Source organism: Rathayibacter sp. VKM Ac-2928 (genome assembly GCF_022815545.1).
In the GTDB taxonomy this organism is placed as follows: Bacteria; Actinomycetota; Actinomycetes; order Actinomycetales; family Microbacteriaceae; genus Rathayibacter; species Rathayibacter festucae.
This window is the reverse complement of record NZ_JALGRU010000004.1, coordinates 150,559-164,957: the sequence shown is the minus strand read 5'-3', so window position 1 is coordinate 164,957 and position 14,399 is coordinate 150,559. Positions and strand designations below refer to the sequence as shown.

Sequence of the window (14,399 nt, the reverse complement as noted above, 5' to 3'; positions counted from 1 at the left end):
GCGACTACGAAGGCCCCACGGGAAGTGGGAGTTCCCCCCCTTGCGATCGTCCATAATGGTCTGTGTGACGAGCACCTCTCTCTCCCCCACGGCCACCGTGCCCGCAGTGAACCGACCCAACCCGGTCGCGGTCGGAACGATCGTCTGGCTGGGCAGCGAGGTCATGTTCTTCGCGGGCCTGTTCGCGATCTACTTCACCCTCCGCAGCACCTCACCGGAGCTGTGGTCGGCCGAGACCAGCATCCTGAACGTCCCCTATGCGAGCGTCAACACGGTGATCCTGGTCGCCTCGTCGTTCACCTGCCAGTTCGGCGTCTTCGCCGCCGAGCGCCTGCAGCCCCGGTCCACCGGGCTCAGCCCGTTCAAGTGGGGCATGGTCGAGTGGTTCTTCCTCACCTACGCCCTCGGAGCGGTCTTCGTCTGCGGCCAGGTCCTCGAGTACGCGACCCTCGTCTCGGAGGGCGTCACGCTCTCGAGCAACGCCTACGGCTCCGCGTTCTACCTCACCACCGGCTTCCACGCCCTGCACGTGACCGGCGGGCTCATCGCCTTCCTGCTCGTCATCGGCCGCGCCTTCGCCGTCAAGAACTTCGGCCACAAGGAGGCGACCAGCGCGATCGTCGTGTCCTACTACTGGCACTTCGTCGACGTCGTCTGGGTCGGCCTCTTCGTCGTCATCTACTTCCTGAAGTGAGGCCAGCCGCCTCCATGCCCCACCACACTCCCGAACCCCGCAGGAAGGTTGCCTCGATGGCCTCCCCGAAGACGAAGAGCCGCGCCAAGAAGGGTCGCCGTCACCCCCTGGCCACGCTGGCCCTGATCGCGATCGGCCTCGGCCTCACCGGCGGCACCTACGCGGCCGTCGGCGTCGCGACCTCCGCCTCCGCGGAGACCTCGGCCACCAGCCAGCAGACGATCGACGAGGGCTCGAAGCTCTTCGCCGCCAACTGCGCCACCTGCCACGGCCTCGACGCCGCGGGCACCGACAACGCCCCGTCGCTGATCGGCGTCGGCGCCGCCTCGGTCGACTTCCAGGTCGGCACCGGCCGCATGCCGATGCAGATGCACGGCCCGCAGGCCCTCGAGAAGCCGGTGCAGTTCACCGACGACCAGGTCGCCGAGCTGGCGGCCTACGTCGCCTCGCTGGCGCCCGGCCCCGCCATCCCCAGCGGCGAGGTCCTCGACGCCCAGGGCGACTCGGCCAACGGCGCCGAGCTCTTCCGGATCAACTGCGCGATGTGCCACAACGTGGCCGGCGCCGGCGGCGCCCTGACCGAGGGCAAGTTCGCTCCCCCGCTGGGCGGCGTCACCGAGGCGCACATCTACGAGGCGATGGTCACCGGCCCGCAGAACATGCCGGTCTTCAACGACCTCAACATCTCGCCGGAAGACAAGCGCGACATCATCTCCTACCTCAAGTACATCGAGGCCAACCCCTCCCCGGGCGGATTCGCCCTGGGCTCCCTCGGCCCCGTCGCCGAAGGCCTCTTCCTCTGGATCTTCGGACTCGGTTCCATCGTCGCCCTGACGGTGTGGATCACCGCACGATCCAACTAGCAGACACCGGCGCCCTGGCGGGCGCTCGACCCCCACGACGCCGAGCGGCGTCGACACGGCGTGAAAAGGAGAACCATGGCAGAGCACGATGAGGGTGGCACCGACCTCGCCACCTCGTCGGCCACCGGGCACGGGAGTGCTCCGGCCGGCACCGCGGTCGTGACGCGGGACCGCGTCCAGGACCCGGGCCTCCCGCCGCACCGCCCCCGGATGACCGACGTCGACCCCAAGGTCGCGAAGCGGGCCGAGCGCACGGTCTACACGCTCTTCTACCTCTCCTTCGCGGGCTCGATCTTCGCGGTGGCCGCCTACATGGCGTTCCCGATCACGGAGAACATCGAGTCGGTCCGGCTGAACACGCTGTTCATCGGCCTCGGCATGTCGCTGGCACTCCTGGGCATCGGCATCGCCGCCGTCCACTGGGGCAAGCAGCTGATGTCCGACCACGAGGGCATCGACATCCGCCACCCCGTCCGCAGCGCGGAGGACACCCGTGCCCGCGCGCTCGAGATCTTCGACCAGTCCGACAAGGAGTCCGGCTTCGGCCGGCGCTCGCTGATCCGCAACAGCCTCATCGGCTCGCTGATCGTCTTCCCCCTGCCCGCCGTGATCCTGTTCCGAGGCCTCGGACCGCAGGACCAGAACCCCGTCGCCCTCCTCAAGACCACGATGTGGCGCGAGGGCACGCGGCTCACCCTGGACCCCTCCGGAGCGCCGATCCTCGCATCGGACGTCACGCTGGGCTCCGCCTTCCACGTCATCCCCGAGGGACTCGACGAGGTCGAGGGCAAGCTGGAGGAGAAGGCCAAGGCCGCCGTCCTCCTGATGCGCCTGAAGCCCGAGGACCTGACCGTCAGCGAGGGTCGCGAGACCTGGAACTACGACGGCATCGTCGCCTACTCCAAGATCTGCACGCACGTCGGCTGCCCCGTGGCGCTGTACGAGCAGCAGACCCACCACCTCCTGTGCCCGTGCCACCAGTCGCAGTTCGACATCAAGCGCGAGGCCGAGGTCATCTTCGGTCCTGCGAAGCGCCCGCTTCCGCAGCTCCCCATCACCATCGACGCCGACGGATACCTGGTCGCCCGCAGCGACTTCACGGAGCCGGTCGGACCATCCTTCTGGGAGCGATGACACACATGTCCACCACCACACCTTCCCGCCCCGCGGCGTCGCCCGCGGAGCCCGGCGACGGCGTCATCCTCGGCAGCGGCAAGCTGCAGAAGGGCTACGTCGGGGCCGCGTCGAACTACATCGACGAGCGCACGAGCATCTCGGCGGTCGTCAAGGAGTTCGGCCGCAAGATCTTCCCGGACCACTGGTCGTTCCTCCTCGGCGAGGTCGCGCTCTACAGCTTCGTGATCATCCTGCTGTCGGGCACCTTCCTCACCTTCTTCTTCCAGGCCTCCATGGTCGAGACGCACTACGAGGGCAGCTACCTGCCGCTCAAGGGCATCGAGATGTCCGCGGCGATGGCCTCGTCGCTCGACATCTCGTTCGACATCCGCGGCGGCCTGCTGATGCGCCAGATCCACCACTGGGCGGCCCTGCTGTTCGTGGCCTCGATCGGCCTGCACATGCTCCGCATCTTCTTCACCGGCGCGTTCCGCAAGCCCCGCGAGATCAACTGGGTCATCGGCTTCGTCCTCTTCATCCTGGCGATGGCCGAGGGCTTCACCGGCTACTCCCTCCCGGACGACCTGCTCTCGGGCAACGGCCTCCGCATCATCGACGGCATGGTCAAGGGCATCCCGATCGTCGGAACCTGGGTCTCGTTCCTCCTCTTCGGCGGCGAGTTCCCCGGCACCGACATCGTCGGCCGCCTCTACACGCTGCACATCCTGCTGCTGCCGGCGCTGGTGCTCGCGTTCATCGCCCTGCACCTCGTGTTCGTGGTCGTCCACAAGCACACCCAGTTCCCGGGTGCGGGCAAGACCGAGCAGAACGTCGTCGGCTACCCGGTGCTCCCGGTCTACGCCGCCAAGGCCGGTGGATTCTTTTTCATCGTCTTCGGTGTCGTCGTCCTCATCGCCTCGCTGTTCACGATCAACCCGATCTGGAACTACGGCCCGTACGACCCCTCTCCCGTCTCCGCCGGCACCCAGCCCGACTGGTACATCGGCTTCGCCGACGGTGCCCTGCGTCTGGTCCCGCCGGGACTCGAGTGGGCGATCCCGGGCCTCGGCACGATCTCGTTCAACATCCTCCTGCCGCTCTCCGTGGTCGGGCTGTTCATCGTCGTCGTCCTGCTCTACCCGTTCCTCGAGGCCTGGATCACCGGTGACAAGCGCGAGCACCACCTGCTCGACCGCCCGCGCAACGCCGCGGCCCGCACCGCGATCGGTGCCGCCGGAGTCACGTTCTACGCCGTCCTCTGGGCTGCGGCGTCCTCCGACATCATCGCGACGCACTTCCACCTCACGATGGAGGGCGTCATCCACGCCCTGCAGTTCCTCCTCTTCGCCGGTCCGGTCATCGCGTACTTCGTCACGAAGCGCATCTGCCTCGCCCTGCAGAAGAAGGACCGCGAGATCGCCCTGCACGGCTTCGAGTCCGGTCGCATCGTCCGCCTTCCCGGCGGCGAGTTCATCGAGGTGCACCAGCAGCTCGACGCGTACGAGCGCTGGAAGCTGGTCGGCCAGGAGGAGTACGAGCCCCTCATGATCCGCCCGGACTCCCGCGGCCGCATCACCGCCCCGGAGCGCGTGCGCGCCGGCCTCTCCCGCTGGTTCTTCGAGGACCGGATCACCCCCGTCACCCAGAAGGAGCTCGAGAGCTCGCACAGCGAGCACTGACTCCTCCCCCGAAGGGCCCGGACGCACAGCGTCCGGGCCCTTCGTCGTCCCCTGTTCGACCACCCCTCACAGAGCGCGGACACCACCGGTCGAGCGGCACCCCCGCACGGCAGAGTCCGCCCCCTCATGCTGACTGAGTAGCGCGCACCGCGGGCACATCGAGATCCACCACTGTCAGAACGCGAGTCTGCGGACCCGCCCTGCTGAGGACCCTGGTCTCGATACGCCCCTACGGGGCTGTTCGACCAGCATGGACAGCACGGCCGCCCTCATGCTGATCGAGTAGCCCGCGCAGCGGGCGTATCGAGATCCACCACCGCCAGAACACGAGTCTGCAAACCCGCCCTGCTGAGGACCCCGGGGCTCGATACGCCCCTGCGGGGCTACTCGACCAGTATGGACAGCACGGCCACCCTCATGCTGATCGAGTAGCCCGCGCAGCGGGCGTATCGAGATCCACCACCATCAGAACATGACTCTGCAGACCCGCCCTCCTGAGGACCCCGGGTCTCGATACGCCCCTGCGGGGCTACTCGACCAGCAAGAACAGCACCGCCGCCCTCATGCTGATCGAGTAGCCCGCACAGCGGGCGTATCGAGATCCACCACCGTCAGAACACGAGTCTGCAGACACGCCCTGCTGAGGACCGCTGGTCTCGATACGCCCCTGCGGGGCTACTCGACCAGCAAGGAACGCTCCTCCCCCACCCACCCGAGGCGAAGCGGCACGGCAGCGCTCGGAACCATGCTGATCGAGTAGCGACCGCAGGTCGCGTATCGAGATCCAACCACGCCGGAAGACGCAGTCCGCAGACCCGCACTGCGGAAGGAACCGGCTCTCGGCACGCCGCGGGGGCTACTGGACCATCGCGTCGGCGTGCCTCTGTCGAACGCCCTTGTCGCGCGGAGTCGATGATGCTGATCGAGTAGCCCGCGAAGCGCGGCGTATCGAGATCCACCACCCTCAGAACACAAGCCTGCAGACCCGTCCTGCTGAGGAAGCCAGGTCTCAGTACGCCCCTGCGGAGCTACTCGACCAGCATGAAGGGTGCTCCGCCCTTCCAGACTCCCCGGAACGGATGCAGGCAGTCGGCTGAGGCCCGTGACGGGTCCGCTCGCGGCCCAGTGACAGCACGAGTGGAGTCGGGGCGGCCTCAGGGGGCCCTTCAAAGCCTGTTTCGCGCCCGTCCGTGTGTTGGACGCTCGGAGGCAGACCTCAGACGCCCAGACCCGCCCTGCGGGCTCCCTCGCGCCACGCGAAAGGGCCGGGTGCCGGAGATCGAAACCTCCTGCACCCGGCCCTCGGAGCCGTGCAGTCCGCCTAGCGGGCGAAGTACCCGCGGTAGTACTCGTACACCCAGCCGGCGATGGCGACCAGGAAGAGGCCGACCGCGATGTAGGTGATCCAGAAGCCGACCGCGAGGCCGAGGAAGGCCAGCGCAGCGGAGCCGCCGAGGATCAGCGGCCACCAGCTCCACGGGCTGAAGAAGCCCAGCTCGGGATCACCGTCGTCGATGTCGGCGTCGAGGCGGTCCTCGGGCAGCTCGGCGCCCTGGGCCTTGTGCACCCGACCGACGTAGAAGGCGATGAAGCCGCCCAGCACCGACGAGAGCGCGATGCCCACGGTGCCGACCCACTCGACCTGGCCGGTGTCGATCAGCGACCAGAGGATGTAGGTGACGTCCGCGAGGAGGAAGAACCCGGCGAGCAGCCAGAACAGATTGACGTTGGCGCGCATGGCCCTACTTCACCGTGCCTTCGGACTTGTCGTACGTGGGGGCGTCCGGAGCGTCCTTCGCCGGACCGATGCCGACGGGGATGCCGGCCTCGGGGTGGTTGAGGTCGAAGGCCGGAGCCTCGCTGCGGATGCGCGGGATGGAGGTGAAGTTGTGCCGGGGCGGCGGGCAGGAGGTCGCCCACTCGAGCGAGCGAGAGAAGCCCCATGGGTCGTTCACCGTGACCTTCGGCGCCTTGCGGGCCGTGATGTACACGTTGAGGAAGAACGGGATGAGCGAGACCGCGAGGATCATCGCGCCGATCGTCGACAACTGGTTCATCCAGGTGAAGCCGTCCTCGGGCAGGTAGCTCGCGTAGCGGCGGGGCATGCCCACGACTCCGAGCCAGTGCTGGATGAGGAAGGTGGTGTGGAAGCCGATGAACAGCAGCCAGAAGTGCCACTTGCCCAGGGTCTCGTTCAGCATCTTGCCGGTCCACTTGGGCCACCAGAAGTAGAAGCCCGAGAACATCGCGAACACGACGGTGCCGAACACCACGTAGTGGAAGTGCGCGACGACGAAGTACGAGTCGGACACGTGGAAGTCCAGCGGCGGCGACGCGAGGATGACGCCGGTAAGGCCACCGAAGGTGAAGGTGATCAGGAAGCCGATCGCCCAGATCATCGGGGTCTCGAACGTCACCGATCCGCGCCACATGGTGCCGATCCAGTTGAAGATCTTCACGCCGGTCGGGACCGCGATGAGCATCGTCATCAGCGAGAAGAACGGCAGCAGGACCGAGCCGGTGACGTACATGTGGTGCGCCCACACGGTCACGGACAGAGCGGCGATCGCGATGGTCGCGTAGATCAGCGTCTTGTAGCCGAAGATCGGCTTGCGGCTGAAGACCGGGAAGACCTCGGAGACGATGCCGAAGAACGGCAGCGCGATGATGTACACCTCGGGGTGGCCGAAGAACCAGAACAGGTGCTGCCAGAGCAGCACGCCGCCGTTGGCCGCGTCGTAGATGTGCGCATCGAACACGCGGTCGGCACCGAGGGCGAACATCGCGGCGGCGAGGACCGGGAAGGCCAGCAGCACGAGGATCGACGTCACCAGGATGTTCCAGGTGAAGATCGGCATGCGGAACATCGTCATGCCGGGGGCGCGCATCGTGATGATCGTGGTGATGAAGTTCACCGCACCGAGGATCGTGCCGAAGCCGGACAGCGCCAGGCCGAAGACCCAGAGATTGCCGCCGAGCCCTGGCGAGAACGTCGTGCTCGAGAGTGGCGCGTAGGCGAACCAGCCGAAGGACGCGGCGCCCTGCGGGGTGATGAAGCCGGCGACCGCGATCAGCGAGCCGAAGCTGTAGAGCCAGTAGGCGAACGCGTTGAGTCGCGGGAACGCGACGTCCGGAGCGCCGATCTGCAGCGGCATGAGGACGTTGGCGAAGCCCGCGAAGAGCGGCGTCGCGAACATCAGCAGCATGATCGTGCCGTGCATCGTGAAGAGCTGGTTGTACTGCTCGCGGGTCTCGACCACGGCGAGGCCGGGCTCGAAGAGCTGGGCGCGGATGACCAGGGCCATCACGCCCGCGATGCAGAAGTAGATGAACGAGGTGATCAGGTACATGTACCCGATGACCTTGTGATCGGTGGACGTCATCCAGCGAACGAGGACGTTCGCCTTGCGCTCGACCGGCGGTGTGCCGAATGAGCGGGACGGGGCGGGTGCTGTGGCGGTGCTCATGCTCCCTCTACTCCTCGTTCTCGGTGCGGGCCGGCGCGCCGGTGCCGGGCAGGTTGCTGTTGCGGTCGTACTCGGCGCCGAGCTGGCCGGTCTGGCCCGCATCGCGCAGCGACTGGATGTAGTCGTCATACTCGCCCTGCGAGACGACCTTCACGTTGAAGAGCATCGCGGAGTGGTACTCGCCGCAGAGCTCGGCGCACTTGCCGGCGTAGGTCCCCTCCTTGAGCGGCGTGACGTACATGTAGTTCGTCTTGCCGGGGATCATGTCCTTCTTGTAGAGGAAGTCGACGACCCAGAAGGAGTGGATGACGTCGCGGGCGTCGAGCTGGATCTTGATCTTCTGGTTCACCGGCAGATAGAGCGTCGGGACCTCGGACTCGACCAGCGAGCCGGCGCCGTCGGCGCTGTCCTCGTACTGGCCCTGGATGCCTGCGGAATAGACGTCCTCGTCGACGTAGTTGAAGTCCCACGCCCACTGCTTGCCGTACACCTGGATGGTCTCGTCCGGGTCGTCGTAGGCCTGCTCGATGGCGGCCTGGTCGCGCGCGGTGAAGGCGAAGAAGCCGATCACGAGGATCAGCGGCACGATCGTGTAGAAGATCTCGATCGGCATGTTGTAGCGCAGCTGCACCGGGAGGCCGGTCTGGCCCTTCCGGCGGCGGTAGACGACGACCGCCCAGATCGTCAGGCCCCAGGTGATGACACCCACGGCGAGCAGGACGATCCAGGAGGTGACCCAGAGTCCGATGACCCGGTCGACGTGGTTCGTCGTGCCGGGTTCGGTGGGGAGCCAGCCCTGCAGCTGCTCCTGCGTGCAGCCCGCGAGGACGAGGGCGAGAGCTCCTGCGACGGGTACTGCGACCCATCGGCGGAGACGGCGATTGAAGCGCACCGGTGACCTTTCGGAAGACTGGGGACCAGTTCACACGAAACTGTATTAGACCGGCCCTAGCCTACCCGCCGTCGTCGGCAGGGAGTGCATCGGCACCCGCTCTTGACCTCTCGCCGAAGTGGTGCTGCAACGGCGAACGGCGCCCGGCCGCCCGCCGGAGCGGGGAGTCGGGCGCCGTTCGAGCGGGCCGTGCGGCGTGTCGCCGCGGGTGATCAGTGGAAGCTGTCGCCGCAGGCGCAGCTGCCGCCGGCGTTGGGGTTGTCGATGGTGAAGCCCTGCTTCTGGATGGTGTCCTCGAAGTCGATCGAGGCGCCGTCGAGGTAGGGGACGCTCATTTTGTCGACGACGAGGCCGACGCCCTCGAACTCGACCGCCGCGTCGCCGTCGAGCGTGCGCTCGTCGAAGTAGAGCTGGTAGATCAGGCCGGAGCAGCCGCCGGGCTGGACGGCGACGCGCAGGCGCAGGTCGTCGCGGCCCTCCTGCTCGAGGAGGCTCTTCACCTTCGCGGCGGCGACGGGGGTCATCGAGACGCCGTGCGCCGCGGTGGTGGTGCTGGCGGTCAGTGTCGTGTCGGACATGTCACTCCTCGGTGGGATCGGTCGGAACGGAGCCGAGCGTGAACAGCGCTGGCGGGATCGGACGGCGTGCTGCCGACGATTCTACGGTGGCAACCCGGGCGCGGGCCGGGCTATTCCGAATCGCTCAGGCCCGGTGCTCGGCGGCGCGCAGCAGGAACAGCGCCTCCGTCTGCGCCGCGCGCTGGAAGACGCCGAGGTGGAGGGACTCGTTCGGGCTGTGCGCGCGCGAGTCCGGGTCCTCGACGCCGGTGACCAGGATCTGCGCGTCCGGGAACTCGCGCACGAGGTCGGCGATGAAGGGGATGCTGCCGCCGACGCTGGTCTCCAGCGGCGCACGGCCCCAGGCGTCGGCCATCGCCTGCTCGACCAGGCCGACGGCCCAGCCCGAGGTGTCGACCAGGAAGGGCTCCCCCGTGTCGATGTCGGCGATCTCGAGGTGGGCGCCGAACGGGGCGTGCGCCCGCAGGTGCCGCTCGAGGGCGGTGAAGCCCTCCTGCGCCTCCTGGCCGGGAGCGATGCGGGCGCTGATCTTGACCCGCACCGACGGGCTGAGGGTGTTGGAGGCGTCCACCACGCTGGGCGCGTCGATGCCGGTGACCGTGATCGACGGCTTCGACCAGATCCGGGAGAGGAGGGGACCGGAGCCGATCGGCGAGACCCCGTCGAGGAGGCCGGAGTCGCGGCGCAGGTCCTCCTCGGTGGTCTCCGGAACCACACCGTCGTGCTCGGTGAGCCCGGTGACCGCGACCGAGCCGTCCTCGTTCCAGAGCGTGTCGAGGAGGCGGATCGTCGCGAGCATCGCGTCGGGCACCGCGCCGCCGAGCATGCCCGAGTGCGAGGCGTGGTCGAGGGTGCGGACGGTGAGGGTCAGCGTGACGTTGCCGCGCAGGCCCACGGTGAGCGAGGGGGTGTCGATGTCCCAGTTGTCGCTGTCGGCGACCACGATCACGTCGGCCCGCAGCGCGTCGTGGTGCTCGCGGAGGAAGGTCGGGAACGAGCGGGAACCGAACTCCTCCTCGCCCTCGATGAAGAGCACGAGGCCGAGGTCGTGGTCGTCGCCCGCCACCCGGCGCAGGGCCCGGACGGCGGCGAGGTGCGAGACCACGCCCGCCTTGTCGTCCGCGGCACCGCGGCCGTAGAGACGGTCGCCGCGCACGGTCGGCTCGAACGGCGGCGTCTCCCACGCCTCCTCCGCCCCCTGCGGCTGGACATCGTGGTGGGCGTAGAGCAGGACGGTGGGTGCGCCGTTGCGTGCGGCCCGCGTCGCGAGGACGGCGGGCTGACCGAGGAGGTCGGAGTCGCCGAGGGTGGAGCTGCGGATCGAGACCTCGTCGAAGACACCCGTCTCCCGGGCGAGCTCGGCGATCGCCTCGGCGCTGACGGCGACGCGGGTGGCGTCGAAGCCGTCCCAGGAGACGGAGGGGATCCGGACGAGCCGGCCGAGCTCGCCGAGCGAGCGGGGCAGGTCGTCGCGCACGGCGGCGAGCACCTCCTCCTCGGCGGCGGACAGGGTGGAGGACGGAGTCGGAGCGTCGTGAGCCATGGAGGTAATCTTAAGAGACCCTCGATTCCAAGGACGTTCCCCTGTGGCCAAGCACCCGATCGCACCCGACACCCCCGACGACGCCGACGTGACGGCCATCGGGAAGGGCCGGCCGACCCCGACGCGCCGCGAGCAGGAGCTCGCCCGCAAGCGTCCGCTGGTCGTGACCGACCGCAAGCAGGCCGCGCGGGACGCCCGCGTGAAGACCGCGGAGCTGCGCGAGCAGGCGCGCGTCGGCATGGCCGCCGGCGACCAGCGCTACCTGCCGGTGCGCGACAAGGGCCCGCAGCGCAAGTACGTCCGCGACTACGTCGACGCGCGCTTCAGCTTCGGCGAGTTCCTCATCCCGGTGATGGTCGTCGTGCTGCTGATCAGCTTCTTCCCGCAGCCCGAGCTCGCCTCGCTCACCCTGATCATCCTGTGGGCGTTCTTCCTGCTCGCCGTCCTCGACTGCATCCTGCTGGGCCGCCGCCTGAAGAAGAAGCTCGCCGAGCGCTTCGGCGGCGCCGACAAGGTCGAGAAGGGCATCCCGTGGTACGCCGCGATGCGCGCCCTGCAGCTGCGCGTGATGCGCCTGCCCAAGCCTCAGGTCAAGCGCGGAGCGTTCCCGGCCTGACCCGGCGGCGCGAACCGGGCCGGCAGAGGCCGGACCGGTCCCGGCGCCCTCGGACTACGCGGCGCGCAGCCTGGCGAGCCCGCGGTTGATCTGACGGCCCCAGAGCGGACCGCGGAAGACGAACGCCGAGTAGCCCTGCACCAGCGTCGCGCCGGCGTCGAGCCGCTCCTGCACGTCCTCCGCGGTGTCCACTCCCCCGACGGAGATCACGCAGAACTCCGCGGGGACGACACCGCGGATGACCCGCAGCACCTCGAGTGCGCGCGCGGCGAGCGGAGCGCCGGAGAGCCCGCCCGCTCCCGCACGCTCGACGACGGCGCGGTCGGTGCGCAGTCCCTCGCGGGACAGGGTGGTGTTCGTGGCGATGACGCCGGCGAGGCCGAGGCGCACCGCGAGCTCGGCGACGCGGACGACCTCCTCGTCCGAGAGGTCCGGCGCGATCTTGACCAGCAGCGGAGTCGTGTCCGCCGCCTCGGCGACCGCGGCGAGCAGCGGCTCGAGCTTGTCGATCTCCTGCAGGCCGCGCAGACCCGGGGTGTTCGGCGAGCTGACGTTGACGACCAGGTAGTCGGCGAGCGGCGCGAGCATCCGGGCGCTGACCAGGTAGTCCTCGACCGCGTCGTCGACGTCGACCACCCGGCTCTTGCCGATGTTGACGCCGATCACGGGGCGGCCCCGGGCACTGCGCAGGCGGGCGAGGCGACCGGCCGCCGCACGGGCGCCGTGGTTGTTGAAGCCCATCCGGTTGATCAGCGCGCGGTCGGCGATCAGCCGGAAGAGACGCGGGCGGTCGTTGCCGGGCTGGACGCGGGCGGTCAGCGTGCCCACCTCGACGTGGCCGAAGCCGAGCGCGCCGAGACCGAGCACGGCGGTCGCGTCCTTGTCGAAGCCGGCGGCCACGCCGAACGGCGTCCGGAAGCGCAGGCCGAGCGCCTCGACCGAGAGGTCGGCGCGCGGCACGGTGAGCCGGCGGACGAGCGGGGCGACGGGGCCGAGCGCCTGGATCACCGGGAAGGCGAGGTGGTGCGCACGCTCGGGATCGAGGCGCTTGAGCACGGTGGAGAACAGCAGCGGGTACACGGCGGCCCTCACAGCTCGTCGGCGGTGTGCAGGGCGGCGGGGCGCTCGGCGCGCAGCAGGGCGATCGCCGACTCGAAGTCGTCGAGGGAGTCGAACGCCTGGTAGACGCTCGCGAAGCGCAGGTAGGCGACCTCGTCCAGCTCGCGGAGGGGGACGAGGATGGCGAGGCCGATGTCGTTCGCGTCGATCTGCGAGGCGCCGGTGGAGCGGAGGTTCTCCTCGACCCGCTGGGCGAGCACGGCGAGGTCGGTGTCGGTCACCGGGCGGCCCTGGCAGGCCTTCCGGACGCCGCTGACGATCTTCTCGCGGCTGAACGGCTCCACGACTCCACTGCGCTTGATCACGACGAGGCTCGCCGTCTCGGTGGTGGAGAAGCGGCGGCCGCAGGACGGGCACTGGCGGCGGCGGCGGATGGAGAGGCCGTCGTCGCTGGTGCGCGAGTCGATCACGCGGGAGTCGGGGTGCCGGCAGAAGGGGCAGAACATCTCGGGTGCCTCTCGAGGTCAGGCGAAGCGGGCGTCGACGGCGTCGCCGTGCGCGGGGAGCGCCTCGGCGTCGCTCAGCGCGCGGATGTGCGGGGCGACCCGCTGCAGGGCGGCGCGGTCGTAGGAGACGAGCTGCTGCGGGCGGAGGAAGGTGTGCGCGCCGAGACCGGAGGAGAAGCGCGCCTGCCCGAGGGTCGGCAGCACGTGGTTGGAACCGGCCAGGTAGTCGCCGAGGCTCACCGGGGTGGTCGGGCCGAGGAAGACGGCGCCGGCGTCGTGGATCCGCTCGGCGGTGGCCTCGGGGTCGACGGTGTGCAGCTCGAGGTGCTCGGGGCCGTAGGCGTCGCTGAACGCGCAGGCGATCTCGAGGTCGTCGACGATCACGAGGGCCGACTGCGGACCGGAGAGGGCGATGCCGACGCGCTCGGAGTGCTGGGTGCGCCCGGCCTGCTCGACGATCTCGCGGCCGACGGCCTCGGCGAGGGCAGGATCGTCGGTGACGAGCACGGCGGAGGCGGCCTCGTCGTGCTCGGCCTGGCTGACCAGGTCGGCGGCGATCAGGCGCGGGTCGGCGCTGGAGTCGGCGATGACGAGGATCTCGGTGGGTCCGGCCTCGGAGTCGATGCCGACCTGGCCGAGCACCTGGCGCTTGGCGGTGGTGACCCAGACGTTGCCGGGACCGGTGATGATGCTGACCGGGTCGAGGCCGAGGGAGTCGACACCGTAGGCGAGGGCGGCGACCGCTCCCGCGCCGCCCATCGCGTAGACCTCGTCGACGCCGAGGAGCCCGGCGGCGGCGAGGATCGTCGGGTGCACGGAGCCGCCGAACGCCTTCTGCGGTGGCGAGGCGATCGCGACGGAGCCGACGCCGGCGACCTGGGCGGGCACGGCGTTCATGATCACGCTGGAGGGGTAGACGGCCTTGCCGCCGGGGACGTAGAGGCCGGCGCGGCCGACGGGCTGCCAGCGCTGGGTGACGGTGGCGCCGTCGTCGAGCACCGTGGTGCGGGCCGGCGGGATCTGCGCGGCGCTGGCCTTGCGGACGCGGACGATCGCCTCCTCGAGGGCCGCGCGGATCGCGGGGTCGAGGTCGCGGACCGCCGCGGCGATCTCCTCGGCGGGCACGCGCAGGTGCGGCGGGCGGACGCCGTCGAGGCGCTCCGCCTGCTCGAGCAGCGCTTCGGCGCCGCGCGCGCGGACGTCGGCGATCAGCTCGGCGACGACGGGCCCGACGGCGGCGGAGGTGCCCGGATTGCGCGGAACGAGGGCGAGGAGCTCGGCGGCGGACGGACGTCGCCCCCGCAGATCGAGAGTCTGAATCATGGCCGCCCCAGCCTACCGGCCGCGCTCGCGCCGCTCCCCCGCGGGCGCCTCCCGCGCCGTCCA

The 14,399-nt window shown here is 69.5% G+C and carries 13 protein-coding genes; 5 read left to right on the top strand and 8 right to left on the bottom strand.

All coding sequences use genetic code 11. From position 1 onward, the window contains the following. The first annotated feature begins 55 nt into the window (after positions 1-55). The 4 genes from MT350_RS15280 (at position 56) to MT350_RS15265 (ending at position 4,352) form a co-directional block, all read left to right on the top strand. Entirely contained in the window at positions 56-694 is a 639-nt protein-coding gene (locus MT350_RS15280; protein ID WP_123446158.1) for a heme-copper oxidase subunit III, read from the top strand. Between the two features lie 56 nt (positions 695-750). After that, a complete protein-coding gene (locus tag MT350_RS15275; RefSeq protein WP_123735878.1) occupies positions 751-1,557 on the top strand; it encodes a c-type cytochrome in 807 nt (268 codons plus the stop codon). A gap of 75 nt (positions 1,558-1,632) precedes the next feature. Further along, positions 1,633-2,691, top strand: coding sequence for a ubiquinol-cytochrome c reductase iron-sulfur subunit (locus tag MT350_RS15270; protein WP_123735879.1), 1,059 nt, complete (start codon positions 1,633-1,635; stop codon positions 2,689-2,691). 5 nt (positions 2,692-2,696) lie between these two features. After that, positions 2,697-4,352 carry a ubiquinol-cytochrome c reductase cytochrome b subunit gene (locus MT350_RS15265; RefSeq protein WP_243616240.1) on the top strand — a complete coding sequence of 552 codons (1,656 nt, stop codon included), beginning with the start codon at positions 2,697-2,699 and terminating at the stop codon, positions 4,350-4,352. 1,321 nt (positions 4,353-5,673) lie between these two features. Here the strand turns inward: MT350_RS15265 and MT350_RS15260 are convergent. From MT350_RS15260 to MT350_RS15240, 5 genes are all read right to left on the bottom strand, one after another. After that, positions 5,674-6,090 carry a cytochrome c oxidase subunit 4 gene (locus MT350_RS15260; RefSeq protein ID WP_123446154.1) on the bottom strand — a complete coding sequence of 139 codons (417 nt, stop codon included), beginning with the start codon at positions 6,088-6,090 and terminating at the stop codon, positions 5,674-5,676. Positions 6,091-6,094: 4 nt separating this feature from the next. Beyond that, positions 6,095-7,819 carry a cytochrome c oxidase subunit I gene (gene ctaD, locus MT350_RS15255; protein WP_123446153.1) on the bottom strand — a complete coding sequence of 575 codons (1,725 nt, stop codon included), beginning with the start codon at positions 7,817-7,819 and terminating at the stop codon, positions 6,095-6,097. Between the two features lie 7 nt (positions 7,820-7,826). Continuing rightward, positions 7,827-8,711: a cytochrome c oxidase subunit II gene (gene coxB / locus MT350_RS15250; protein WP_123446152.1), complete on the bottom strand. Its 885-nt coding sequence runs from the start codon at positions 8,709-8,711 to the stop codon at positions 7,827-7,829. A gap of 212 nt (positions 8,712-8,923) precedes the next feature. Further along, a complete protein-coding gene (erpA, locus tag MT350_RS15245) occupies positions 8,924-9,289 on the bottom strand; it encodes an iron-sulfur cluster insertion protein ErpA (RefSeq protein ID WP_123446151.1) in 366 nt (121 codons plus the stop codon). A gap of 124 nt (positions 9,290-9,413) precedes the next feature. Beyond that, positions 9,414-10,832, bottom strand: coding sequence for a dipeptidase (locus tag MT350_RS15240; protein WP_243616239.1), 1,419 nt, complete (start codon positions 10,830-10,832; stop codon positions 9,414-9,416). A gap of 43 nt (positions 10,833-10,875) precedes the next feature. Between MT350_RS15240 and MT350_RS15235 the strand changes: the two genes are divergently transcribed. Beyond that, positions 10,876-11,448 (top strand): DUF3043 domain-containing protein, encoded by a 573-nt coding sequence (locus tag MT350_RS15235; RefSeq protein ID WP_243587142.1) that lies wholly within the window; start codon positions 10,876-10,878, stop codon positions 11,446-11,448. Between the two features lie 54 nt (positions 11,449-11,502). Here the strand turns inward: MT350_RS15235 and MT350_RS15230 are convergent, their stop codons facing one another. The 3 genes from MT350_RS15230 to hisD are packed head-to-tail and all read right to left on the bottom strand — an operon-like array spanning position 11,503 to position 14,336. After that, positions 11,503-12,528 carry a quinone-dependent dihydroorotate dehydrogenase gene (locus MT350_RS15230; RefSeq protein WP_243600276.1) on the bottom strand — a complete coding sequence of 342 codons (1,026 nt, stop codon included), beginning with the start codon at positions 12,526-12,528 and terminating at the stop codon, positions 11,503-11,505. Between the two features lie 8 nt (positions 12,529-12,536). After that, entirely contained in the window at positions 12,537-13,013 is a 477-nt protein-coding gene (gene nrdR / locus MT350_RS15225; RefSeq protein ID WP_123446147.1) for a transcriptional regulator NrdR, read from the bottom strand. An 18-nt stretch (positions 13,014-13,031) separates the two neighbouring features. Continuing rightward, positions 13,032-14,336 carry a histidinol dehydrogenase gene (gene hisD / locus MT350_RS15220; RefSeq protein WP_243599899.1) on the bottom strand — a complete coding sequence of 435 codons (1,305 nt, stop codon included), beginning with the start codon at positions 14,334-14,336 and terminating at the stop codon, positions 13,032-13,034. Positions 14,337-14,399: the final 63 nt, after the last annotated feature.

Coding starts and splice junctions, on each gene's coding strand:
- hisD (WP_243599899.1), bottom strand. CDS start 14,336: ATGATTCAGACTCTCGATCTGCGGGGGCGACGTCCGTCCGCCGCCGAG.
- MT350_RS15265 (WP_243616240.1), top strand. CDS start 2,697: ATGTCCACCACCACACCTTCCCGCCCCGCGGCGTCGCCCGCGGAGCCC.
- MT350_RS15270 (WP_123735879.1), top strand. CDS start 1,633: ATGGCAGAGCACGATGAGGGTGGCACCGACCTCGCCACCTCGTCGGCC.
- MT350_RS15240 (WP_243616239.1), bottom strand. CDS start 10,832: ATGGCTCACGACGCTCCGACTCCGTCCTCCACCCTGTCCGCCGCCGAG.
- MT350_RS15275 (WP_123735878.1), top strand. CDS start 751: ATGGCCTCCCCGAAGACGAAGAGCCGCGCCAAGAAGGGTCGCCGTCAC.
- ctaD (WP_123446153.1), bottom strand. CDS start 7,819: ATGAGCACCGCCACAGCACCCGCCCCGTCCCGCTCATTCGGCACACCG.
- MT350_RS15280 (WP_123446158.1), top strand. CDS start 56: ATGGTCTGTGTGACGAGCACCTCTCTCTCCCCCACGGCCACCGTGCCC.
- MT350_RS15260 (WP_123446154.1), bottom strand. CDS start 6,090: ATGCGCGCCAACGTCAATCTGTTCTGGCTGCTCGCCGGGTTCTTCCTC.
- nrdR (WP_123446147.1), bottom strand. CDS start 13,013: ATGTTCTGCCCCTTCTGCCGGCACCCCGACTCCCGCGTGATCGACTCG.
- erpA (WP_123446151.1), bottom strand. CDS start 9,289: ATGTCCGACACGACACTGACCGCCAGCACCACCACCGCGGCGCACGGC.